General features: G+C 72.2%; 21 protein-coding genes. 14 read left to right on the top strand and 7 right to left on the bottom strand.

Going from position 1 to position 23,526, the window contains the following annotated elements; translation table 11 throughout:
- Positions 1-47: 47 nt before the first annotated feature.
- Positions 48-1,331 carry an L-seryl-tRNA(Sec) selenium transferase gene (gene selA / locus QFW96_RS04585; RefSeq protein ID WP_281454249.1) on the bottom strand — a complete coding sequence of 428 codons (1,284 nt, stop codon included), beginning with the start codon at positions 1,329-1,331 and terminating at the stop codon, positions 48-50.
- Between the two features lie 210 nt (positions 1,332-1,541).
- On the opposite strand from selA, the gene QFW96_RS04590 reads away from it, so the two are divergent.
- The 4 genes from QFW96_RS04590 (at position 1,542) to QFW96_RS04605 (ending at position 6,016) form a co-directional block, all read left to right on the top strand.
- Positions 1,542-3,293 carry an SDR family oxidoreductase gene (locus QFW96_RS04590; protein ID WP_281454250.1) on the top strand — a complete coding sequence of 584 codons (1,752 nt, stop codon included), beginning with the start codon at positions 1,542-1,544 and terminating at the stop codon, positions 3,291-3,293.
- Between the two features lie 11 nt (positions 3,294-3,304).
- The gene (locus QFW96_RS04595) at positions 3,305-4,186 is read left to right on the top strand and encodes a metal-dependent hydrolase (protein ID WP_281454251.1); all 882 of its coding nucleotides are present in this window, start codon (positions 3,305-3,307) and stop codon (positions 4,184-4,186) included.
- Positions 4,187-5,236: a PDR/VanB family oxidoreductase gene (locus QFW96_RS04600; RefSeq protein ID WP_281454252.1), complete on the top strand. Its 1,050-nt coding sequence runs from the start codon at positions 4,187-4,189 to the stop codon at positions 5,234-5,236.
- A 138-nt stretch (positions 5,237-5,374) separates the two neighbouring features.
- Positions 5,375-6,016, top strand: coding sequence for a pyridoxamine 5'-phosphate oxidase family protein (locus QFW96_RS04605; protein ID WP_281454253.1), 642 nt, complete (start codon positions 5,375-5,377; stop codon positions 6,014-6,016).
- Here the strand turns inward: QFW96_RS04605 and QFW96_RS04610 are convergent.
- A complete protein-coding gene (locus QFW96_RS04610) occupies positions 5,998-6,843 on the bottom strand; it encodes an AraC family transcriptional regulator (protein ID WP_281454254.1) in 846 nt (281 codons plus the stop codon). The two genes, QFW96_RS04605 and QFW96_RS04610, sit on opposite strands and share 19 nt — an antisense overlap.
- Positions 6,844-6,927: 84 nt before the next feature.
- Here QFW96_RS04610 and QFW96_RS04615 point away from each other — a divergent pair, with 84 nt between their 5' ends.
- The 8 genes from QFW96_RS04615 (at position 6,928) to QFW96_RS04650 (ending at position 16,454) form a co-directional block, all read left to right on the top strand.
- Positions 6,928-7,338 (top strand): DUF2000 family protein, encoded by a 411-nt coding sequence (locus QFW96_RS04615; protein ID WP_281454255.1) that lies wholly within the window; start codon positions 6,928-6,930, stop codon positions 7,336-7,338.
- A gap of 36 nt (positions 7,339-7,374) precedes the next feature.
- On the top strand, positions 7,375-10,650 hold the full coding sequence (gene fdh / locus QFW96_RS04620; protein WP_281454256.1) for a formate dehydrogenase: 3,276 nt from the start codon (positions 7,375-7,377) through the stop codon (positions 10,648-10,650).
- Between the two features lie 3 nt (positions 10,651-10,653).
- Entirely contained in the window at positions 10,654-11,517 is an 864-nt protein-coding gene (locus tag QFW96_RS04625; protein WP_281454257.1) for a 4Fe-4S dicluster domain-containing protein, read from the top strand.
- Entirely contained in the window at positions 11,514-12,404 is an 891-nt protein-coding gene (nrfD, locus tag QFW96_RS04630; RefSeq protein WP_281454258.1) for an NrfD/PsrC family molybdoenzyme membrane anchor subunit, read from the top strand. The genes QFW96_RS04625 and nrfD overlap by 4 nt, the downstream gene beginning before the upstream one ends.
- A gap of 427 nt (positions 12,405-12,831) precedes the next feature.
- The gene (locus tag QFW96_RS04635) at positions 12,832-13,452 is read left to right on the top strand and encodes a LysM peptidoglycan-binding domain-containing protein (protein ID WP_281454259.1); all 621 of its coding nucleotides are present in this window, start codon (positions 12,832-12,834) and stop codon (positions 13,450-13,452) included.
- Between the two features lie 585 nt (positions 13,453-14,037).
- Positions 14,038-14,208 (top strand): hypothetical protein, encoded by a 171-nt coding sequence (locus tag QFW96_RS04640; RefSeq protein ID WP_281454260.1) that lies wholly within the window; start codon positions 14,038-14,040, stop codon positions 14,206-14,208.
- Between the two features lie 69 nt (positions 14,209-14,277).
- Positions 14,278-15,732: a Mur ligase family protein gene (locus QFW96_RS04645; RefSeq protein WP_281454261.1), complete on the top strand. Its 1,455-nt coding sequence runs from the start codon at positions 14,278-14,280 to the stop codon at positions 15,730-15,732.
- Complete coding sequence (locus QFW96_RS04650) at positions 15,729-16,454, top strand: type 1 glutamine amidotransferase (RefSeq protein WP_281454262.1); 726 nt, start codon at positions 15,729-15,731, stop codon at positions 16,452-16,454. Before QFW96_RS04645 ends, QFW96_RS04650 begins: the two co-directional genes overlap by 4 nt.
- Before the next feature lie 16 nt (positions 16,455-16,470).
- Here the strand turns inward: QFW96_RS04650 and murJ are convergent, their stop codons facing one another.
- The gene (gene murJ, locus QFW96_RS04655; RefSeq protein ID WP_281454263.1) at positions 16,471-18,096 is read right to left on the bottom strand and encodes a murein biosynthesis integral membrane protein MurJ; all 1,626 of its coding nucleotides are present in this window, start codon (positions 18,094-18,096) and stop codon (positions 16,471-16,473) included.
- Between the two features lie 114 nt (positions 18,097-18,210).
- On the opposite strand from murJ, the gene QFW96_RS04660 reads away from it, so the two are divergent.
- Complete coding sequence (locus tag QFW96_RS04660) at positions 18,211-18,687, top strand: YkvA family protein (protein ID WP_281454264.1); 477 nt, start codon at positions 18,211-18,213, stop codon at positions 18,685-18,687.
- Here QFW96_RS04660 and QFW96_RS04665 read toward each other — a convergent pair.
- Positions 18,681-19,136, bottom strand: coding sequence for a DoxX family protein (locus QFW96_RS04665; protein WP_281454265.1), 456 nt, complete (start codon positions 19,134-19,136; stop codon positions 18,681-18,683). The genes QFW96_RS04660 and QFW96_RS04665 overlap by 7 nt on opposite strands.
- Positions 19,137-19,278: 142 nt before the next feature.
- Entirely contained in the window at positions 19,279-20,433 is a 1,155-nt protein-coding gene (locus tag QFW96_RS04670) for an acyl-CoA dehydrogenase (protein ID WP_281454266.1), read from the bottom strand.
- 135 nt (positions 20,434-20,568) lie between these two features.
- Here QFW96_RS04670 and QFW96_RS04675 point away from each other — a divergent pair, with 135 nt between their 5' ends.
- Positions 20,569-21,321 carry a TetR family transcriptional regulator gene (locus tag QFW96_RS04675; protein ID WP_281454267.1) on the top strand — a complete coding sequence of 251 codons (753 nt, stop codon included), beginning with the start codon at positions 20,569-20,571 and terminating at the stop codon, positions 21,319-21,321.
- Positions 21,322-21,475: 154 nt separating this feature from the next.
- Here QFW96_RS04675 and QFW96_RS04680 read toward each other — a convergent pair whose 3' ends face one another.
- Complete coding sequence (locus QFW96_RS04680; RefSeq protein ID WP_281454268.1) at positions 21,476-22,666, bottom strand: macrolide family glycosyltransferase; 1,191 nt, start codon at positions 22,664-22,666, stop codon at positions 21,476-21,478.
- Between the two features lie 14 nt (positions 22,667-22,680).
- Positions 22,681-23,520: an ABC transporter permease gene (locus tag QFW96_RS04685; RefSeq protein ID WP_281454269.1), complete on the bottom strand. Its 840-nt coding sequence runs from the start codon at positions 23,518-23,520 to the stop codon at positions 22,681-22,683.
- Between the last annotated feature and the right edge of the window lie 6 nt (positions 23,521-23,526).

The following is a 23,526-nucleotide window of genomic DNA, read 5'->3' on the forward strand; positions in this document are numbered from 1 at the left end:
ACCTCCTGCCGTGATTCCTCCTGCTGCGAGTCCTGCTGCTGCGAGTCCTATTGGGCGCCGAGCACCGCGCGGCGCAGCGCGTCGTCGTCGGCGGGGTCGAGGGCGCGCAGGTCCAGCAGGCAGCGCTGCCGCTCCACCCGCGCCATCACCGGGGGAGTCCCGAGCCGCAGCTGCTTGGCGAAGCGGACCGGCAGGGCGACGGCGGCGCTGGGCAGGTCCACGCCGGGTGCGCCGCCTCCGCCGACGGTGGCGCGGGTGTCCACGTCTTCGGCGGGGATTCCGGCGGCGGCCAGCGAATCCGCCAGGGCCGCAGCGCGTTCCGGAAGCCCGTCGCGGTGCAGGGCTTCGGCGACCGGGGGCCTGGGGCCGCGCACGGTCGCCTCCAGGGCGGCCAGGGTGAGCTTGTCGACGCGCAGCGCTCGCGCCAGCGGGTGGCGGCGGAGCCGGTGCACGAGTTCGGCGCGGCCCAGCAGCAGGCCGCACTGGGGTCCGCCGAGGAGCTTGTCGCCGCTGGCGATCACCAGGTCGGCGCCGTCGGTCAGGGTCGTGGTGGCGTCGGGTTCGCCGGGCAGCGCGGGGTCGGGGCGCAGCAGGCCGGAACCGATGTCGGCGACGACCGGGACGCCGAGTTCGCGCAGCTCGGCGACCGGGACCTCGGCGGTGAAACCGCTGATCACGAAGTTCGACGGGTGGATCTTGAGCGCGAACCCGGTGTCCGGGCCGAGGGCTCGGCGGTAGTCGTCGAGGCGGACCCGGTTGGTGGTGCCGACCTCGTGCAGCCGCGCCCCGGTGGAGGTGAGCAGGTCGGGGATGCGGAAGCCGTCGCCGATCTCGACCATCTCGCCGCGCGCCAGCACGATCTCGCGCCCGGCGGCGAGCGCCGTCGCGGCCAGGGCGAGCGCCGCGGCCCCGTTGTTGACCACGTGCGCGTCCTCGGCGGCGGGTACCGCCTCCCGCAGCGCCGCCAGAGCCGAAGCGCCGCGCGGACCGCGATCCCCGGTGTCGAGGTCGAGCTCCACATCGGTGGTCCCGGCCGCGATGTCCAGGGCCTTCCGGGCGGCGGCCGACAGCGGTGCGCGCCCGAGGTTGGTGTGCAGCAGCACTCCGGTCGCGTTGAGCACCCGCCGCATCCCGCACGCCGAATCGGGCAGCGCGGCAACGGTTTCCGCCACGACCTCGGTCGGCGGAAGGAGTCCGTCCCGCGCCCGCTGCGCCACCTCCCGGACGACCTGCACCACCCGTTCGTGCCCGAGTCGCCCAACGGCGGCGGCGACCCGCGGATCGGCCAGCACCCGATCGGTTCCCGGAACCTCACGCCGACGATCACCCATGCCCCAACCGTAGGAACCCACCGCGGTCCTCGCCTGTCTTAGGGAGTGGAGTTCACCGGGGCAAGGGGGCTCGGGACCGGGTGTTTCCCCGGAAATCGGACGTTCGGAGGCCGCCGGAACTGGTGACACGAAGGCGAACTCGGGGGATTCTGGGTGACGATCGAGTGGATTCTTACAACGCCCATTGACAACGTGGTTAGGCTTTCGCGCATGGCTGGCGCAGCGTGGCAGGCGGGATCCGGGTGGCTCGAAACCGACGACGGGCTGCGCTTGGCCGTGCAGGTGCGCGGCCCCGAAGACGCGCCCACCGTGCTGGCCGTGCACGGATACCCGGACAACCACACCGTCTGGGACGGCGTCGCCGCCGCCCTGTCGGAGCGCTACCGGGTCGTCACCTACGACGTGCGCGGCGCCGGCGAGTCCGCCCGCCCGAGCAGCACCGACGGCTACCTCGTCGACCGGCTCGCCGACGACCTGTTCACCGTCGCCGAGGCCGTCAGCCCGGACCGTCCCGTGCACCTGCTGGCCCACGACTGGGGATCGGTGCAGTCCTGGCACGCCGTCACCGACTCGCGCGCCGCAGGCCGCATCGCCTCCTACACCTCGATCTCCGGTCCCTGCCTGGACCACTACGGCCAGTGGCTGCGCGCGAAGCTGCGCCCCGACCTGCGCGATCTGCGGGAGCTGACCACCCAGCTGGCCTTCTCCGCCTACATCGCGTTCTTCCAGCTGCCCGCGCTGCCCGAACTGGCGTGGCGCAGCGGCATCATGCCCAAGCTCATCGCCAACCTCGAACGCCTCGACCCCAAGGCCGCGGCCGCGCCGACCCGCCCGGTCGTCGCCGACGGCGTGCACGGCCTGGAGCTCTACCGCGCCAACGCCGGACGCCTCCGCGAGCCCGCCCAGCGCCGCACCTCGGTCCCGGTCCAGGTCCTGGCGCCCACCGGCGACCCGTTCGTGTCGGCACCGCTGCAGACCGAGGTCGAAGCGCTCGCCGAGGACCTGCGGGTGCGGCACCTGCCCGGCGGGCACTGGTTGCCCCGCAGCCGCCCGGAGCTCGTCGCGCGCTGCGCCGCCGAGCTCGTCGACCACGTCGAAGGTGGTGAGCAGACCCGAGGGCTGCGCCGCGCCCGCGTCCGGCCCGGGCGCGGTGAGTTCGCCGACCAGCTCGTCGTCATCACCGGCGCCGGAAACGGCATCGGCCGGGCCACCGCGAGCGCTTTCGCCCGTGCCGGTGCGCACGTGGTCGCCGCCGACGTCGACCGCAAGGCCCTGGACGCCACCGCCGAGGAGCTCGGCGAGGCCGTCACCACCTACCAGGTCGACGTGTCCGACCGGGCCGCGATGACCGACTTCGCGTTGGACGTGCAGACCGAGCTCGGCACGCCGGACGTGGTGATCAACAACGCCGGGATCGGCCTCGCCGGGGCGTTCCTGGACACCACCGCGGCCGACTGGGAGGACGTCATCGACGTCAACCTGTGGGGCGTCATCCACGGCTGCCGCCTGTTCGGCCGCCAGATGGTCGAGCGCGGCGAAGGCGGCCGGATCATCAACGTCGCCTCCGCAGCGGCCTACCTGCCCTCGGCCGTGCTGCCCGCCTACAGCACCACCAAGGCCGCGGTGCTGCGGCTCAGCGAATGCCTGCGCGTGGAGCTCGCCGGGGACGGCGTCAAGGTCACCGCCGTGTGCCCGGGCCTGGTCAACACCGGCATCACCACCCGCAGCCGCTTCGCCGGGCTCGGCGAGGCCGAGCAGGCCAAGCGCCGCCGCGCCGCCACCGAGCTCTACCAGCGCCGAGACTACAGCGCGCAGCGCGCCGCCGAGCAGATCCTGCGCGCCACCCGCCGCGCCCCCGCGCTGGCGCCGGTCACCCCGGAGGCCAGAGCGGGGCTCGTGCTGTCCCGGCTGACCCCGAAGCTGCTGCGCGCCGCCGCCCGAGCCGACCTCATGCCGAAGTAAGGAGGCGTTGCGTGAACCCCGACGACCCCGGCGACCCGGACCGCGTGGCGCTGCACGCCCGCGACGTGGAGTTCGACTGGTCCCAACTGCCGATGCACTGGATCCCCGGCGAACCCTTCGCCACCCACTGGATCAACTTCCTGCACCTGGTGCTGCCCGAGGGGGAGCGCTGGTTCGTCGAGGTGTTCAAGCAGGCCCTGCCGCTGATCAGCGACGACCGGCTGGCCGAGGACGTGCGCGGGTTCGTCGGCCAGGAGGCCATGCACGCCGAGTCCCACCAGGGCGTCATCGACCACTTCGACGCCCACGGCCTGGACACCCGCCCGTTCGTCGATCAGGTCCGCTGGATGTTCCGCACGACGCTCGGCGACCGCCCGCTGCGCGGCAAGCGCGCCGAGTCCTGGCTGGTGCAGCGGCTCGCGCTGATCGCCGCCATCGAGCACATCACCGCGTTCCTCGGCCAGTGGATCCTCGACGCGGAGGAGCTCGACGGGGCCGGGGCCGACCCGACGATGCTGGACCTGCTGCGCTGGCACGGCGCCGAGGAGGTCGAGCACCGCTCGGTGGCCTACGAGGTCTACCAGCACGTCCACGGCCGCTACCCGCAGCGCTGCCTCGCGATGGTGCTGGCCACGGCGGTGCTGACCGTGCTGTGGGTGCGGGGGCTGCGGTTCCTGATGGCCTCCGACCCGGTGCTGCGCGGCAGGCGCAAGCCCCGCTGGCGCGACCTGATCCGCACCGGCCGACTCGGCCTGACCCCGAGCTACCGGCAGCTGCTGGGCGCCCTGCCGGCGTTCTTCCGGCCCGGCTACGACCCCTCGGAGCACGGTTCGACCGCGCGGGCCGTGGACTACCTGGCGACCTCACCGGCGGCGCTGGCGGCGGGGCAGTAGATGACCACGGAACTGCCGAGGTCCCTCGACGGCACCGGACCGGATCGGCTGATGAGCGTGGTGCACCGGCTGGTCGGCGGCGTGGAGTGGCTGCACCGCAACAGCCGCCGCCGCACGGCCCCGCCGAGCCCGGTCGACCGCGACATCCCGCTGGTGATCTCCGAGACCCGCGACGAGGCCGACGGGGTCCGCAGCCTGCGGCTGACCCGGCCGGGCGGCGGTCCGCTGCCCGCGTGGCAGCCGGGCGCGCACCTGGACCTGCTGCTGCCGTCGGGCCGCAAGCGCCAGTACTCGCTGTGCGGGCGGCCCGGCGAGCGGTCGCACTACCGGATCGCGGTGCGGCGCCTGGCCGACGGCGCGGGCGGCTCCCGCGAGATCCACGACGAGCTCGCCGAGGGGGACCGGGTCGTCGCGCGCGGACCGCGCAACGCCTTCCCGTTCATCGGCGGGCGCTCGTACCTGTTCGTGGCGGGCGGCATCGGCATCACCCCGATCCTGCCGATGGTGCGCACCGCGATGGCCCGCGGCGCCGACTGGCGCCTGGTCTACACGGGACGGTCCAGGGCCTCGATGCCGTTCCTGCGGGAACTCGCCGAACTCCCCGCCGAGCGGGTCTGGATCCGCCCCGACACCGAGTTCGGCATCCCCGCTGCGGGCACCGAACTGCTCGCCCACGCGGCGGAGGGCGCGGCGGTCTACGCCTGCGGCCCGGTCCCGATGATCACCGCGGTGCGCCTGGCGCTGCCGGTCAGCGCCGCGAAAGGCCTGCACTGGGAACGGTTCTCGGCACCTCCGATCGTCGACGGCCGGGAGTTCACCGTCGAGCTGGCCCGCAGCGGCCGCACCGTCGAGGTCCCGGCGGACCGCACCGCGCTGGAGGCCGTCGGCGAGGTGCTGCCGGACGTGGCCTACTCGTGCCGCCAGGGATTCTGCGGCACCTGCCACGTCCCGCTGCTCTCCGGCGACGTGCTCCGCCGGAGCCGGGCGCGCGGCGACGACCTGGCCCTGTGCGTGGATCGAGGGCGAGGGCACCTCACCGTCGATCTGTGAAGGACCCCGGTTCGGGGGAACCGGAGGGGAGGCGGTGCGGCCCGGTTGCGGGGTGTGACCGGGCCGCACCGCGAAAACCGCTTCCCGCCACCGCAGGTCGCGCCGTAGTGTCGGGCGGGAGCGATCTGGGAGGAAGCGGTGGAACTCGAAGGCGCGCAGGAGATCACCTCGACCGACGAGCTGGAGGAGGTCGTCGGCCGACCGCTGCAGCGGGTCCTGGACAAGCAGCGCCCGGCGCTGCACCAGCTGGACGTCGACTGGCTGGCGGCCTCGCCGTTCTGCCTCGTGGCCACCTCCGACGAGCAGGGCCGCTGCGACGTGTCACCGAAGGGCGACCCGGCCGGGTTCACCCTGGTGCTCGACGAGCGCACCATCGCGATCCCCGAACGGCCGGGCAACCGCCGGGTCGACGGGTTCCGCAACGTGCTGGCCAACCCGCACGTCGGCCTCGTATACCTCATCCCCGGCCGCGGTGACACGCTGCGGATCAACGGCCGGGCGCGGCTGCTGCGCGACGCCCCGTTCTTCGACCGGATGGTCGTCCGGGGCCACCGGCCGAGCGTGGTGCTGCTGGTGGAGATCGAGGAGGTCTTCCACCACTGCTCCAAGGCGTTCCTGCGCTCCGGGCTCTGGAACGCCGAGACCTGGAACCCCGAGGCCGTGCCGTCCTCCGCCCGCCTCGCCAAGAACCTCACCCGCCCGAACGACCCGATCGACGAGCTGGAGCGGTACTACTCCGACGAGCGCTTCCGGTCGATCCTCTACGACGCCGAGGCCTGATCCCGCGCCGCGTCGCGGAAGCGGGCCGGGGTGATCGCGTAGTAGCGGCGGAACCAGCGGGTCAGGTGGCTCTGGTCGGCGAAGCCCGACTCCACCGCCGCCTCGGCCGGGGTGCGCCCGGACGCCAGCAACCGGCGCGCGTGGCGCACCCGCAGCTGCCGCTGGTACTCGCTCGGCGTGAGCCCGTGCAGGTCGCGGAACGCGCGGTGGAGCGCGAACCGGCTGCGCCCGCTGATCTCCGCCAGCCGCGCGGTGCCGACGTCCTCGGCGAAGTGCTCGTGCAGCAGCTCCCGCACCTGCCGCAGCCCGTCGTCCTCCTGCCGCGTCTCCGGCGCCCAGCCCGGGGGAGCGGCGGTGACCGCACCGAGCCGCACCATCGCCCGCACCGCCGCGTGCAGCGCCTCGTCCTGCGCGAGCGCGCTCTCCCCACCGGTCAGCGCGTCGTGCACGCCCCGCAGCGCCGAGGCCAGCGCGGGCTCGTGCAGGACCGGCTCGGCGAACAGCGGCAGCCCCACCGGCTTCCCGGCGGTGTCGGCGAGCACGTCACCGATGAGCTCGGGGGAGATGTGCACGATCTGGTAGGTGAACCCGCCGTCGTGCACGGCGTGCCCGTCGTGCGGGTCCTCCGGGTTGAACGCCATCACCATGCCCTGCGCGCTGGTGCGCTGGGCGCCCCGGCAGCGGAAGGTCTGCGCCCCGACCTCGGTGCACCCGAACGAGTAGGCCTCGTGGGCGTGCAGGTCGTAGCGGTGGTGCTCGAAGTGCGCGCGCATCACCTCCACCGGCATCCGCGCCGAGCGCCGGTAGGACACCCACTCCTGACCCATGCCCGCCATTCTTCCCGCCGGCCGGCAGCCGAGAGCGCACCAGCGTTCAAGACCGCGCGCGCCCGCCCGGTCTGGGATGGGCCCATGGCACAACAGACGAAGATCGCCGTGGTGCTGCGCGACGACCTGGCCGGGTGGCAGCGGGTCAACGTCACCGCGTTCCTGGCCAGCGGCATCACCGCCGCCCGCCCCGAGCTCATGGGCGAGGAGTACCGCGACGCCGACGGCCGCGGCTACCTGCCGCTGCTGGGACTGCCCGTGCTCGTCTACGCGGCCCCGGCCGCGGACCTCGCCCGCAGCCACTCCCGCGCCGTCGGCCGCGAGATGCCCACCGCGATCTACTCCGAGGGCATGTTCAAGACCGGCAACGACGCCGACAACCGCGCCGTGGTCGTCGAACGCCCCACCGACGAGCTCGACCTCGTCGGATTCGCCGTCCACGGACCCCGCAACGCCGTGGACAAGATCTGCAAGGGACTGTCCCTGCACCCCTGAGGTTTGCGAGATCCACAGGCCGGGTAATCGCTCGGCATGGCCGCCACGTGGCTGAACTGGCCGGTGCTGCGACAGCTCACCGGCCCCGACCGGCTGGCCCGAGGCCCCGCCGCCCGGTCCCGGCGCACCGACGAGATGCGGGCGCGCACCAGCGACGCCGAGCACGTCACCCGCTCGGTGTGCCCGTACTGCGCGGTCGGCTGCGGCCAGCGGATCTACAGCTCCGGCGGCCACGTCACCCAGATCGAGGGCGACCCGGACTCGCCGATCAGCCGCGGCCGGCTGTGCCCCAAGGGCTCGGCCAGCCGCGAGCTGGTCACCTCACCGCTGCGCGAGACCCGGGTCCGCTACCGGCGCCCGCACGGCACCGAGTGGGAGGACCTCGACCTGGACACCGCGCTGGACATGATCGCCGACCGGGTGCTGGCCACCCGCCGGCAGACCTGGGAGGACGCCGACGCCGACGGCAGACCGCTGCGGCGCACCATGGGCATCGCGAGCCTCGGAGGAGCGACCCTCGACAACGAGGAGAACTACCTCATGAAGAAGCTCTACACCGCCCTCGGCGCGATCCAGGTCGAGAACCAGGCGCGCATTTGACACTCCTCCACGGTGCCCGGTCTGGGCGCCTCCTTCGGGCGCGGCGGCGCCACCACCTTCCAGCAGGACCTCGCCGAATCGGACTGCGTCCTCATCCAGGGCTCCAACATGGCCGAAGCCCACCCCGTCGGGTTCCAGTGGGTCGTGGAGGCCAAGGCGCGCGGCGCCACGATCATCCACGTCGACCCGCGCTACACCCGCACCTCGGCGCTGGCCGACCGCCACCTCGCGCTGCGCGCCGGGAGCGACATCGCCTTCCTCGGCGGTCTGATCAACCAGGTGCTGACCCGCGAGGCCCACTTCCACGACTACGTCGTGCACTACACCAACGCGGCGATGATCGTCGGCGAGGACTTCCGCGACACCGAGGACCTCGACGGCGTGTTCTCCGGCTTCGACCCGGAGGCGGGCAGCTACGACACCACCACCTGGCAGTACCGGGGCAGCCACGCCGTCCCGCCCGTCGGCGGGCACGGCACCGAGGAAGCGCCCAGCACCGCGCACGGCCGGGAGCGCCAGAGCAGCCGCCCCGAGCGCACCGGATCCGGCGGGCCCGTCTACCACGGGCGCCCCGACACCGACCCGACGCTGCAGCACCCGCGCTGCGTGTTCCAGCTGCTCAAGCGCCACTACGCCCGCTACACCCCGGATGTGGTGGAGGAGATCTGCGGCATCACGCAGGAGGAGTTCACCTGGGTCGCCGACCAGCTCATCGCCCACTCCGGCCGCGAGCGCACCTCGGCCATCGCCTACGCCGTGGGCTGGACACACCACACCGTCGGCGCGCAGTACATCCGCGCGGCCTCGATCCTGCAGCTGCTGCTGGGCAACGTCGGACGCCCCGGCGGCGGCATCCTCGCGCTGCGCGGCCACGCCAGCATCCAGGGCTCCACCGACATCCCGACCCTGTTCAACCTGCTGCCCGGCTACCTCCCGATGCCGCACGCCCACGCCGACACGGATCTGGAAGCGTTCGTCGCCGACGACGAGCGCGCCTGCGGCTACTGGGCCAACATCCGCTCCTACCTGGTCAGCATGCTCAAGGCCTGGTGGGGCGAGCACGCCACGGCCGACAACGACTTCTGCTTCGACCGGCTGCCTCGGCTCACCGGCGACCACGGCACCTTCCAGACCGTCCTCGACCAGATCGAGGGCCGCTGCCGGGGCTACTTCGTCATCGGCGAGAACCCCGCGGTCGGCACCGCCAACGCCCGCCAGCAGCGGATGGGGCTGGCCAACCTCGACTGGCTGGTGGTGCGCGACCTCAACATGATCGAGACCGCCACCTTCTGGAAGGACGGCCCCGAGATCGAAACCGGCGAGAGGCGCACCGCCGACATCGGCACCGAGGTGTTCTTCCTGCCCGCCGCCGCCCACACCGAGAAGGACGGCACCTTCACCAACACCCAGCGGCTCCTGCAGTGGCACCACAAGGCCGTCGAACCCACCGGTGACCAGCGCAGCGACCTGTGGTTCTTCTACCACCTGGGCCGCCGCATCCGGGACAAGCTCACCGCCGACAGCGAACGCGACCGCGCGGTGCTGGAGCTGACCTGGGACTACCCGACCCACGGCGAGATCGGCGAACCCAGCGCCGAGGCCGTGCTCGCCGAGATCAACGGCTTCGACGCCGACGGCCGGCCGCTGTCGGCCTACCCGCAGCTGCGCGCCGACGGCAGCACCTCCTGCGGCTGCTGGATCTACTGCGGCGTCACCGCCGACGGCGTGAACCAGTCCGCCCGCAGGAAACCCCGCGACCAGCAGAGCCGGGTGGCGCCCGAGTGGGGATGGGCGTGGCCGGCCAACCGCCGCATCCTCTACAACCGCGCCTCCGCCGACCCGGACGGCCACCCGTGGAGCGAGCGCAAGGCCTACGTGTGGTGGGACGCCGAGCGCGGCGAGTGGACCGGCCACGACGTCCCCGACTTCGACCGCACCAAGCGCCCCGACCACCGGCCCGCCGCCGACTCGGTCGGACCGGAGGGCATCGCCGGCACCGAGCCGTTCATCATGCAGAGCGACGGGCGCGGTTGGCTCTACGTGCCCGCCGGGCTGGTCGACGGCCCGTTCCCCGCGCACTACGAACCGCAGGAATCCCCGGTCGCCAACCGCCTGCACCCGCACCAGCAGCGCAACCCCGCGCGCCAGATCCACTCCCGCCCGGAGAACCGCTACCAGCCCAGCGGCACCGAACCCGGCAGCGACGTGTTCCCGCACGTGTTCACCACGTTCCGGCTCACCGAGCACCACACCGCGGGCGGCATGAGCCGATGGCTGCGGCACCTCTCCGAGCTCGCCCCGGCGATGTTCCTGGAGGTCTCCCCGCAGCTGGCCGCCGAAGCGGGCCTGACCCACGGCGACTGGGCCACCGTGATCACCGCCCGCAGCGCCATCGAGGGCCGCGTCCTGGTGACCGAGCGGCTCCGGCCGCTGCGCATCGGCGGGCGCGCCCTGCACCAGATCGGCGTCCCCTGGCACTGGGGACCCAACGGCCTGACCACCGGCGACGCCGCCAACGAGCTCATCGGCGTGGCGCTGGACCCCAACGTGCACATCATGGAGACCAAGGCCGGGACCTGCGACATCCGGCCGGGCCGCCGTCCGCGTGATGCCGCGCTGCAGCGCCTGGTCGCCGAGTACCGCGACCGCGCGGGCATCACCGAGCGCACCGGCACCGAGCACGCCGACGATCCCCGACTCGAAGGAGGCTGACCGGTGAGCGCCCACCACCTGTCCGGACCGCTGGCCGACCCGGCCGCGGAGACCGGCTACCCGCCGCAACCCCGCGCCGGGTTCTTCACCGACACCAGCGTGTGCATCGGCTGCAAGGCCTGCGAGGTCGCCTGCAAGGAGTGGAACCTGCTGCCCGAGGACGGCCTGGACCTGACCGCCACCTCCTTCGACAACACCGGCGCGCTCAGCGGCACCACGTGGCGCCACGTCGCCTTCGTCGAGCAGTCCGGCACCCCGGCCGAGCTGGGGATGCCGTCCTTCGGCGCGCCCGACGAGCAGCAGGTGCGCTGGCTGATGTCCTCCGACGTCTGCAAGCACTGCACCCACGCCGCGTGCCTCGACGTGTGCCCGACCGGTGCGCTGATCCGCACCGAGCACGGCACGGTGCTGGTGCAGGACGACGTGTGCAACGGCTGCGGCTACTGCGTCCCGGCCTGCCCCTACGGCGTCATCGACGTCCGGCCCGACACCGGGGGAGCGGCCAAGTGCACGCTGTGCCAGGACCGCCTGGGCGCCGGGCTGATGCCGGCCTGCGCCACGGCCTGCCCGACCGAGTCGATACAGTACGGGCCCCTGGACGAGCTGCGGGAACGCGCCGCGCTGCGCGTCGAGGAGCTGCACGAGCGGGGCGTGACCAGCGCCCGCCTCTACGGCCACGAACCGACCGACGGCGTCGGGGGAGACGGCGCGTTCTTCCTGCTGCTCGATGACCCCGAGGTCTACGGCCTGCCGCCGGACCCGGTGGTGACCACCCGCGACCTGCCCTCGATGTGGCGGCACGCGGCGGCCGCCGCGATCACCGCCGCGGCCGTGATCGCCGGATCGTTCCTCGGGAGGAAGCGGTGAGGTCCTACTACGGGCGACCGGTGCTCAAGGAACCGGTCTGGAAGGTCCCCGACGTGCCCGCCTACCTCTACCTCGGCGGCATGGCCGGGGCGTCGTCGACGATGGCGCTGCTGGCCGGGCTCACCGGCCGCGAGCGGCTGGCCCGAGCGGGACGGCTCGCGGCGGCGGTGGGCGCCACCACCAGCGTCGCGGCGCTGATGCACGACCTGCACCGGCCGATGCGGTTCCTGAACATGCTGCGGGTGTTCAAGCCGACCTCGCCGCTGAGCGTCGGCTCGTGGATCCTCGCCCCGTTCTCCGGCTTGGCCGGGGCCGCCGCGGCCGGTGACGTGACGGGGCTGCTGCCGGGGCCGAGTCGCGCGGCCGGGGTGGTGGCGGGCGCGATCGCCCCGGCGATGACGACCTACACCGCGGTCCTGCTGGCCGACACGGCCGTGCCCGGCTGGCACGAGGGCTACCGGGAGCTGCCGTTCGTCTTCGCCGGCAGCGCCCTGACCAGCGCCGGTGCCGTCGGGATGGTCGGCGCGCCCGCCGAGGCGAGACCCGCGCGGCGGATGGCGGTGGCCGGTGCGGTGCTGGAACTGGCCGCGAGCAGGCGCATGGAGTCGCGGATGGGGCTGGCCGCCGAGGCCTACCGCACGGGTCGCGCCGGTGGGGTGCTGCGCGCGGCTCGCGTGGCCACCGCGGCCGGTGCCGCGCTGGCGCTGTCGCGTCGCCGCCCGGCGGGCCTGACGGCCGGAGCCCTGCTCACGCTGGGCGCGATCGCGACCCGCTACGGGGTCTTCGAGGCCGGCCGGGTCACGGCCCGCGACCCCCGGTTCGTGGTGGAGCCGCAGCGGGAACGGGTGAGCGAACCAGGGACTTCGGGCCGTGGCGAAGTGCACTGATCGAATCCGGATGTTGACGTTCGGTAGCCCCCCACAAGGGTGGCCAGTGGCCCAGGTCTCACGGGGCGTAGTTAGATTTCAGGTGAATAACGCGTTTCTGATCAAGAAATGACCTGCGAAAACCTCGGCATCGTCGCGATCTTGATTACGTTTCTATGACGAGCGACACCCGCTCATGGTTTTGTTCACGCTTTTCAGCTACGTAGCGTTGCCCGGCGTCGGCGCCCCCGAGCCGACGGCAAGCCAGGAAGTCCGCAGCGCCGAACCCTGCCCGGCGGACCTTCCGAAACCCCGAGACGCATCGCGGGCAGGGACGTGACGACCGCCGGAGACCCCGGCACCGACCGTTGGGGGCAAACCCGGCCGGTGCCAGCGGGGGAGTCCGGGACGACGGTGTCGCGCAGGCGTCGCTGGAGACGAAGACAGCATGGGCAAGCACCGCAAGTCCACCACCTCCCGCCGCACCGCGACCCGCGTGGCCGTCGCGGGTGCCATCGTCGCCGCGCCGTTCGCGATGACGATCCCGGCCAACGCCGCCTCGGAGTCCACCTGGGACGCCGTCGCGCAGTGCGAGAGCGGTGGCGACTGGAGCATCAACACCGGCAACGGGTACTACGGTGGCCTGCAGTTCAACCAGTCCACCTGGTCCGCCTACGGCGGCACCAGCTACGCCTCGAACGCCGCGCAGGCCAGCAAGTCGCAGCAGATCGCCGTGGCCGAGCGCGTGCTGCAGGCGCAGGGTCCGGGTGCCTGGCCGGTGTGCTCGAAGAAGGCCGGTCTGACCGCGGGTGGCAGCGCCGAGCACCAGGACGTCGCCTCGGGCAGCACCAGCAAGAAGAGCACCGAGAAGAAGTCCACGACCAAGAAGAAGAGCACGGTCAAGAAGACCGTCCAGGTCGAGGGCACCTACACCGTGCAGACCGGTGACACCCTGAGCACGATCGCCGAGAAGAGCGGCGTGAGCTGGCAGTCGATCTTCGAGAAGAACCGCTCGGTCGTCGACGACGCGAACGTGATCTTCCCGGGTCAGCAGCTCGCCATCAAGTGACCCACCCGGTCCGCGGACCCGGGTGCGCATGAACGAGGGACCCCGCCTGCCTCTCTCCGGCGGGGTCCCTCGACTGCGAATCCGACGCGGGTCGCTCGCGGACGGCGGTCACTTGAGCTTGCGGCGGCGCAGATCGGCGCGGATGTCCCACGCGGTCCAGCTGATTCCGGCGAAGGCGAAGAAACCCAGCAACAGGACGAGTTCGGTCACTTCTCGGCTCCCTTCGGATCTTGACGGACACCGTCGGGATCAAATCCGAGCGTAATTGCACGTTCGTTGATCGCCGAGCGTATCGCCGCAATAGACCCCAACGGGTGAGCGCCGCGGTGTGGTCACTCCGCCGTTCGGCCCCAAAATTCCGCAGCTGCAAGAAAAGTGCGCAGGGTGCGAATCGCTTTCTGAACCCAACCACCGGTCACGCGATCACGCAGCGTCCCCGCGTGAAATCACCACGAGTGAAACCTCCTCGATAGCGGGACATCCCGGCATGTCGGCACGGCGAGCGCCCCCGGTGCCGCCGGACCATGGACGTGACCGCACTCACCCGCGTTCCCCCGGCCCCGACCTTCGGAAAGGGGATCCCCGATGTTCATCGCTGCTCAACTCGATGCCGCCACCGCCTCCGGCATCGACGGTTGGGTCGGCCCCGCCGCGATCACCGCCGGCCTCCTCCTGCTGATCGTCGCGCTGTTTCGGCGCAGCCGGGCCACACTGGCCAGGAAGCGAGGGGCGGCGCGCCCGAGTGCGGCCGATTAGCGGTGTCGCGCAGCCCTGAGCCGACCCGGCGTGCCGCGTGCGACGGCCGCCCGAGGGGGGAGGGGACGCATGACCGACACCACGCGGGAGACCGACGAGCCATCGGTCGACCAGACACCGGCCCAGCGCCAGACACCCGATCAGCACCGAACAGCGGATCAGCACCGAACACCGGGCCAACGGCGGTCACCCGAACAACCACCGAGCACCGGACGCCACCGGCCACCCGGACCCGACGAGCGGGGCGCTGACCAGCACTGGAAGGTCGTTCCCGCGACCGAGCGCGAGACCGAGCGACCGCGCGGCCGGGATCTGCGCACCAACCTGGCCATCAACATCGGCCGGATGGCCGCGTCGCTGTCGCAGCGCCTCGGTCTCGGATCCGGCGGGATGATCGGTGGCCGCGTGGCGCTGACGCTACAACCCGACCTGCTGCAGCGGCTGGCGGCCGGTCGGCGTGTCGTCATGGTCACCGGAACGAACGGCAAGACCACCACGACCCAGATGGTCGCCGAAGCGATGCGCGCCCAGGCCCCGGCGGTCAGCAACGCCACCGGCGCCAACATGCTCGACGGCCACGTCGCCGCCCTGCTGACCCGGCTCGACGCCCCGTTCGCCGCGCTGGAGGTCGACGAGCTGCACCTGGCGCAGGTCACCGAGCGCTTCGAACCGGCCGCGATGCTGCTGCTCAACCTCAGCCGCGACCAGCTCGATCGCGTCGGCGAGGTCCGCACCGTGGCCGCCAGCCTGCAGCGCGCCCTGGCCCAGGCCCCCGGCGCGCAGGTCATCGCCAACCGCGACGACCCCAACATCGTCTTCGCCGCCTCCGACCACCCGAACGTCACCTGGGTCTCCGGTGGCGTGCGGTGGCGCGACGACGCCCTGAACTGCCCGCGCTGCGGCTCCTTCATCGGCGACGTGGACCGCGACTGGCGCTGCCAGTGCGGGCTGGCCCGCCCGGCCGCCGACTGGACGGTCACCGACACCGGCGTCCTCGACGCCGAGGGCACCCACCACGAGCTCGCCCTGGCCCTGCCCGGGCACGTCAACCGCGTCAACGCCACCTTCGCGCTGGCCGCAGCCCTGGAACTCGGCGGCGAGGAGGCCGCCGCGCTGGCCCGCATCCGCCGCATCTCGCAGGCCGCCGGTCGCTACGACACCGTCCGCGTCGGCGGCCGCAAGGTCCGGCTGCTGCTGGCCAAGAACCCCGCCAGCTGGCTGGAGATGCTCGACCTGGTCTCCGGCAACGACGAACCGCTGGTGCTGGTGGTCAACAGCCGCGAGGCCGACGGCTACGACGTCTCCTGGTTGTGGGACGTCGACTTCGAGATGTTGCGCGGCCGTCCCGTCCAGGTAGCCGGGGACCGGGCCCTGGACCTGGCGGTCCGCCTGCGCTACGCCCAGGTGCCCGCCACCGTCGCCTCCACCGTCGAGGTCGCCCTCGGCGGCTCGCACGGCGGCGTCCCGGACGTGATCGCCAACTACACCGCCTTCCGCGACGTGCTGACCAGGAGCCGCAGATGACCGGGGACCGAGTCCGCATCGCCCTCGTGCTGCCCGACCTGCTGGGCACCTACGGCGACCGCGGCAACGCGATCGTGCTGGCACAACGGCTGCGCTGGCGCGGCATCGGCAGTCGGCTCGTCACCGTCCTGTCCTCCGACGACGCCGTGCCGGAGGACTGCGACCTCTACCTGATCGGCGGCGGCGAGGACGTGGCCCAGGTCGCCGCCGTCCGCTTCCTGCGCCGCGGCGCGGGACTGACCCGCGCCGTCGAGCACGGGGTGCCGGTGCTGGGCATCTGCGGCGGTCTGCAGGTGCTGGGCACCAGCTTCGTCACCGGCGACGGGCAGCGCCACGAGGGCCTCGGCCTGGTCGACGCCTCGACCGAACCGGGACGCGGCCGCGCCATCGGCGAGGTCACCACCCAGTCCACGCTGGGCGGGGTCGGCATGCTCACCGGGTTCGAGAACCACCTCGGCCGCACCACCCTCGGCCCCGGCTCGCACGCGCTGGGACGGGTCGTGCGCGGGACCGGCAACGGCGTCGAGGAAGCCGAAGGCGCGGTCTCCGGGCACGTGGTCTGCACCTACATGCACGGCCCGGTCCTGGCCCGCAACCCCAAGCTCGCCGACCTGCTGCTGGAGTGGGCGATCGGCGAGCCCCTGGCTCCGCTGCCCGATCCGCCGGAGCTCAAGGCGCTGCGCACCGAGCGCACCCGCGTGCACGTGCGCAACCGCAAGTAGTCGTCCCCGCGCGCGGTCAGCGGCGAGCGAGCCGGCCCAGCTTCCGCAGGGCCGGCTTCAACTCGGGCGCCCGCAGCAGCGCCAGCACGGCCACGGCCACCGCGGGCACGAGAACGCCGTGCAGCACCAGCGCCAGCCACGCGTCGAGCATCGGACCCAGCGAACCGGTCAGCGCCCGCACCCCGCCCACCACCGCCAGCGAGCACACCGCCCCGGCGGCCCCGGCCACCAGGGCCCGCAGGCATCCCACGACGGTCGCGCCCGTGCTCAGCGATCCGACGCGGGCGCGCAGCCACACCTGCCCGACCACCGCGCCCAGCAGGAAGCTCGCCGACATCGCCGCGGTCACCCCGAGCACCAGGTCCTCGGGCCGCACGGTGGCCAGCACCAGGTAGCACAGCGCGCTGCGCACCACGACCATGATCACGTTGATCCAGGTGGGCGTGCGCGCGTCGTGCATCGCGTAGAAGGCCCGCAGCTGCAGCATCGTGATGCCGAACGGCACGACCCCGGCCGCAGCCGCCGCCAGCGCCCACCCGAGTCGTCCGGCGGCGGCGACGTCGCTGGCGCCCAGCGAGAAGAACGCCACCGACAGCGGTCCTCCGGCCACCACCAGCAGCGCGCTGACCGGCATCAGCAGCACCGCGGTCATCCGCGTGCCCCAGGCGACGTCGTCGACGAACTCCCGGGTGCGCCCGGCCGCGGCGGCATCGCTGATCCGCGGCATCAGCGCCGTCAGCAGCGACACCCCCAGCACGCCGTAGGGGACCTGGGACAGCAGCCACGCGTAGTTGAACGTGGCCACGCTGCCCGGCGTGCCCTGCGCGGTCACCCGCGTGATCACCACCATGCCGGCCTGGCTGATCAGCGTGTAGAGCACCACCCACCCGGCGAGCCCGCCGAACTCGGTGAGCCTGCGGTCCCAGCCCCACCGCCACCGGTAGCGAAAACCGCTGCGGCGCAGCGAGATCACCATCACCAGCAGCTGCGTGGTGATGCCCGCGAGGGTGCCCAGCCCGAGGATCAGCAGCTTCGGCTCGCCGATGCGCACCGGGTCGGTGGAGATCTCCCCGGGCACCAGCGCGTAGACCACGACGGTGGCGATGACGACGAGGTTGTTGCACACCGGCGCCCACGCCGGCACGCCGAACACCCCGCGCACGTTGAGGATCGCCTGCAGCAGCGCCGACATCCCGTAGCAGACGATGCCCGGCAGCAGCAGGTAGGCGAAGGCGGTGGTCAGCTCCGCGTTGGCGCGGGTGTCGGCCCCCAGGTACAGGGCGGTGAGCAGCCCGGCGCAGGCGACCGCGACCGCGGTGGCCACCACCAGCAGCACCCCGCCCATGGTGATCATCCACTGCGCGTAGGACTCGCCCTGCCGGGGGCCCTCCTGCTGGGCGCGGACCAGCAGCGGCACCGCGATGCTGGTGAGCACGCCGCCGAGCAGCAGTTCGTTGACCACGGTCGGCAGGGTGTTGGCCACGGTGTAGGAGTCGTTGACCACGCCGAGCCCGAGCACCACGACCAGCAGCACCTTGGCGAGCAGGCCGCTGACCCGGCTGGTGGCGGTCGCGACCGCCATCGCCGCGCTCGCGCGGGCCAGCGAAGGTCGTCGGACGTCGGCGTCGGCCTGATCGACCACGTGGCCCTCCCATCAGCGCGTTCGATGTTGAAGGTGCCACGAAACACCCGCACTCGCCGGGCGGAGCGGTGCCGTGGCAGGCTGATCGGCGACGGCTGCGGAAGGGGCGCGCGGGTGATCGTGTTCGGTGTCGTGCTGCTGATCGCCGGGGCGGTGGTGGCCATCGCGTTCGGCGGCGACGCGGGTGGCTGGCTGCTGCCGGTGGGGTTGATGGCCGCGGGTCTGGGGATCGTGGTCGCGGGCGGGGTCGCTCGGCTGCGCCGCTCCCCGGTGCGAGCCGCCGTGCGCGCGCACCGCGCCGGGGCCGCGGGCTCACCGCTGGCGAGGCTGCGCGCGGTCCCGGCGATGCTCGGATCGACGGCCCGGGGCCGGAACCCGCAGCTGCCGCGCTACCAGCTGCTGCTCTGGCTGATCGCCGTGGTCTACCTGGTCTCGCCGATCGACTTCATCCCGGAATTCCTGCCGCTGCTGGGCATCGGCGACGACATCGGGGTCGGCAGCTGGCTGCTCACCAGCCTCTACGCCGAGTCCGGCAACTACCTGGCCCGCCAGGAGGAGCGGACCGGGATCGAGCCGGGGGAGGCTCAGTAGGTCTCGCCCTGCTCGTAGTACTCGGTCGCGGCCTCTTCGCGGCGGCGGTTCCTGCGGCGGCCGAACAGCAGGTGGTCGATCGACCAGGTGCCCGCGTTGAAGCCCATCGCCAGCACGGCGGCACCGATCGCGAGCGGGAGCTCGAAGCCGTCGGGGGCGAACAGCCCGTGCGGCAGGTGCACGAACACGATCGCCCCGATCATGTCGATGGCCACGGCCAGGCCCACCAGCGGCAGGGCGATGCCGAGGATCAGCAGGATTCCCCCGGCCAGCTCGACGATGGCGGCGTACCAGGCGGAGACCTCGGGGAACGGGATGCCCATCTTCCCGAAGTTCTGCGCGGTGTTCGGGATCCCCCAGGTCATGAGCTTCTGCCAGCCGTGGGCGATGAGGATGACGCCGACGCCGATGCGGCCGATGAAGGTGAGCAGGCTCCGAAGCGCGGTCATGGCAACTCCCGTCCTCAGCGGTGCGACCGATCCACCCAGTGTGGTGGAGATCCACACCCCCGCATCTCGGAGCGGGCGGCCACGAACGCGAACGTGGGCCCCGGCGGAGTGGTTCCGCCGGGGCCCACCTCGTCTCAGGACGTCACTTCAGGAGGTTGCGGGCCATGACCATGCGCTGGACCTGGTTGGTGCCCTCGTAGATCTGGGTGATCTTGGCGTCGCGCATCATGCGCTCGACCGGGAAGTCGCGGGTGTAGCCCGCGCCGCCGAAGAGCTGGACCGCGTCGGTGGTGACCTCCATGGCCACGTCGGAGGCGAAGCACTTGGCGGCGGCCGAGATGAAGCCGAGGTTCGGCTCACCGCGCTCGGCGCGGGCCGCGGCCACGTAGACCATCTGGCGAGCCGACTCCACCTTCATCGCCATGTCGGCGAGCATGAACTGCACGCCCTGGAACTCGGAGATGGACTTGCCGAACTGCTTGCGCTCCTTGACGTAGGCCAGGGCCTGGTCCAGGGCGCCCTGGGCGATGCCCACGGCCTGCGCGCCGATGGTCGGGCGGGTGTGGTCGAGGGTCTTGAGCGCGGTCTTGAAGCCGGTGCCGGGCTCGCCGATGATCCGGTCGGCCGGGATCGTGGCGTCCTCGAAGTACAGCTCGACGGTGGGCGAGCCCTTGATGCCGAGCTTCTTCTCCTTCGGGCCGACGGTGAAGCCCGGGTCGTCGGCGTGCACCGCGAAGGCGCTGATGCCGTTGGCGCCCTTGTCGGGGTCGGTCACCGCCATGACCGTGTACCACTTGGACACCCCGCCGTTGGTGATCCAGCACTTGCTGCCGTTGAGCACCCAGTGGTCGCCGTCGAGGCGCGCGCGGGTCTTCATCGACGCGGCGTCGGAGCCGGCCTCGCGCTCGGACAGCGCGTAGGAGGCGGTGGTCTCACCGGAGGCGATCGCGGGCAGGACCTGCTTCTTGAGGTCCTCCGAGGCCGACAGGATGATCGGCATGGTGCCGAGCTTGTTCACCGCCGGGATCAGCGAGGAGGAGCCGCAGACGCGGGCGACCTCTTCGATGACGATGCAGGTGGCCACCGAGTCGGCGCCCTCGCCGCCGTACTCCTCGGGGATGTGCGTCGCGGCGAAACCGGCCTTGACCAAGGCGTCGAGCGCTTCCTTGGGGTAGCGCTCCTGCTCGTCGACCTCGGTCGCGTAGGGCGCGATCTCCTTCTCCGACAGGGCGCGCACCGCCTCGCGCAGCGCCTCGTGCTCCTCGCCGAGCTGGTAGGTGCCGAAGTTCGGGTCCACCGGGTCCCTCCCTAGTCCCGTCGCGTGGCGGCGGGGTCCGTTGCATGCCGCTCGCGTTGCGCGGCGGACCTTCTCTGCGCGCCATCGTAACGGCACTGAGTGCCACTAGCAATTCGGCGGTGCTATATTCCGGCCATGTCCGAGGCAGTCGCTGCGGCACCCAAGTCCCGCACCGGGCGCACCCCGCACGGCCGCCGGAAGGTGCGCAGCGCGATCGCGGTCGCCGCTCTGGAGCTCTTCGCCGAGCAGGGCTTCGAGGCGACCACCGTGGACCAGATCGCCGAGTCCGCCGGGGTCGGCAGGCGGACCTTCTTCCGGTACTTCCGGTCCAAGGAGGACGTCGTGTTCCCCGGGCACGACGAGCGCCTGGCCGAGGTCGTCGAACTCCTGGAATCCTCCGACGCCGCGGCCGACCCGCTGCTGGTGCTGGGGGAGGCGGCCGAGTTCGTGCTGGGGATGTACCTGGAGGAACCCGAGGTCTCGCTCAAGCGCTCGGAGCTGACCAGGCAGGTCTCGTCGTTGCGCGACAAGGAGATCGCGAGCATCGACCGCTACCAGCGCGTCTTTGCGCGCTACCTGCGCGCGCGCTTCGCCGATCAGCCCGACGCCGAGCTGCACGCCGCGGTCGCGGCCGCGGCGGTGGTCGCCGCGCACAACCACGTGCTGCGCCAGTGGCTGCGCAGCGGGGGAGAGCTCGACGCCCGCGCGACGTTGCGGCACGCCACCGACCAGGTCGCCGAGGCGCTGGCGGGGCAGTGGCCGACGGGGCAGGCGGATCGGTCCGAACAGGACGGTCAGGAGGTCGTGGTGGCGGCGGTGCGCACCTCGGCCTCGTCGGCGGTGGTCCTGAAGCAGATCCAGGAAGCGCTGCGCGACATCGAGCGCTGAACCCCACGGCACCCAGTGCCGAAAACGATCTCCACCGGTCACGTGTTGATTACATCTATTCCTTCAGTGTGGAGTGAAATCAATTCCGTCATATCCGGGTGGGGGAAGTTTTCATGAAAACTTCCCCCACCCGGAGAACGGCTGAGGAGGCGGGTCAGCCCAGGAAGGCTTCGAGGGCGTCGGCGCCCGCGGGGGCACCACCGGAGGAGCGGACGAGCTCGCGCATCCGGTCGAGGTTGGCGCGGACCTCGACGTCCGCGGCGATGCGGTCGACCGATTCCCGCAGCTCAGCGGCCGTGACGGAGTTGGAGTCGAGCTTGATGCCGAGGCCGAGTTCGGCCGCCCGCGCGGCGTTGGCGGCCTGCTCGGGCATCTGCGGGACGGTCACCAGCGGAACGCCGTGGTGCAGCGACTCCATCGTCGAGTTCATCCCGGCGTGGGAGACGAACGCCGACGCGTGCCGCAGCACCGCGGGCTGCGGGAAGGACCGGCGCACGTCGAAGTTCGCCGGGATCTCACCCAGCTCGTCCAGGTCGATGCGCGAGCCGACCGACATCGCGACCTGCCAGTCGCTGTCGGCGAAGGCCTCCAGGCACAGCCGGTAGAAGTCCGGGCGCTGGTTGAACGCCGTGCCCAGCGAGATGTACAGCAGCGGGCGCCGCGGGTCGGCGGGGGAGTAGGGCTCGTTGTCCCGGTCGCCGAGCTGCGGGCCGAGGAACCGGAAGCGGTCGTCGAAGGTCTCGTGCTCCAGCTGGAACTCGCGGGGCAGGAACACCAGGTTCAGCTCGGCCGGGGTTCCACCCATGAACGGGGAGACCTCGACGCCGAACTCGTCGCCGAGCGCGCTCATCTCCTCGTGGAGGCGGTTCAGCGCTTCGGGCGGGGGACCGGCCACGCTGCCGGCGTGCTCGGCCATCACGGCGGTGCGCAGGTCGAACTTCTCGTTGCTGGCGAAGTTGGGCACCAGCGCGATGGCGGGGATGCCGAGCCGGTCGGCGAGCATCCGGCCGTAGGTGGTCATCACGTCGGAGCACACCGCGTCCGGCGGGTCGTCGGTGAAGCGCTCCAGCAGGATCGGCATGCACTGGCGGACGTCGTCGATGAAGAACTCGACCATCGTGCGCATCCGCTCGGGGGTGAAGTGGTCGCCCGCCCCACCCAGGTTCGGGATCCGCGTCGGCAGCTCGACGACCTGCGCGCCGGTGGCGCGGACGGTCTCGGCGGAGTCCGCACCGACGGCGTAGGTGACCTGGTGGCCGCGGTCGAGCAGCTCGCCGACCAGCGCCAACGTCGGGTTGACGTGGCCGGAGGCGGGGACGCAGGTGAACAGGAAGTGCTTCTTCATGATTCCTCGATGGACTAGAGCGGGCGGCGGAAGCCGCGGACGGCCGCGGCGATCCCCAGGGCGCACAGCACGGCGCTGGTGCCCAGCGCGGCCAGCACTCCGGTGCCGGTGGGCAGGGCGAGCGAGAGATCGCGGGAGGCGTTGACGGCGTAGGTCAGCGGGTTGATCCGGGCGACGAGGGCCAGCCAGGACGGCAGCGCCTGAATCGGCACGAACGCGCTGGAGGCGAACATCAGCGGGAACATCGCCAGGAAGCCGACGCTCTGCATGACCTCCTCCTTGCGCAGCCAGGCACCGAGCGCGAGGAAGATCCACGACAGCGACCAGCTCACGAACAGCGCCAGTCCGAAGGCGCCGAGCGTGCCGCCGAGACCGCCGGCGGGGGAGAAGCCGAACACCAGCGAGGCCACCGTCAGCAGCACGATCAGCTGCACGGCGGTGCGCGCCAGGTCGGCCAGGCTGCGGGCGATGAGCACCGCGCTCATGCCGATCGGCAGCGCCCGGAAGCGGGCGATGACACCGTTCTTCATGTCGCTGACCAGCCCGACGCCGGACTGCACGGCCGCGCCGATGCCGGTGGTGACCAGGATGGCCGGCATCAGGTAGTTGATGTAGCTGCCGCCCTGATCGGCGACGTTGCCCATCATGGCCTTGCCGAAGACCTGGCTGAACAGCACCAGCATGATCAGCGGCTGCAGCAGGCTGAAGACGACCACGCGCGGGTCCTTGATCACCGCGCGCAGCGAGCGGCCGGTGAGCACCAGGACCTGGGTGGGGTAGGGGGCACCGCGCCATCGGCGCGCGGTGGGCGCGGAGCCGGGCGGGCTCGGCGGAGCGGGGGCGAAGGTGGTCATGAAGGT

The sequence above is a fragment of the Saccharopolyspora ipomoeae genome (genome assembly GCF_029952525.1).
In the GTDB taxonomy this organism is placed as follows: domain Bacteria; phylum Actinomycetota; class Actinomycetes; order Mycobacteriales; family Pseudonocardiaceae; genus Saccharopolyspora; species Saccharopolyspora ipomoeae.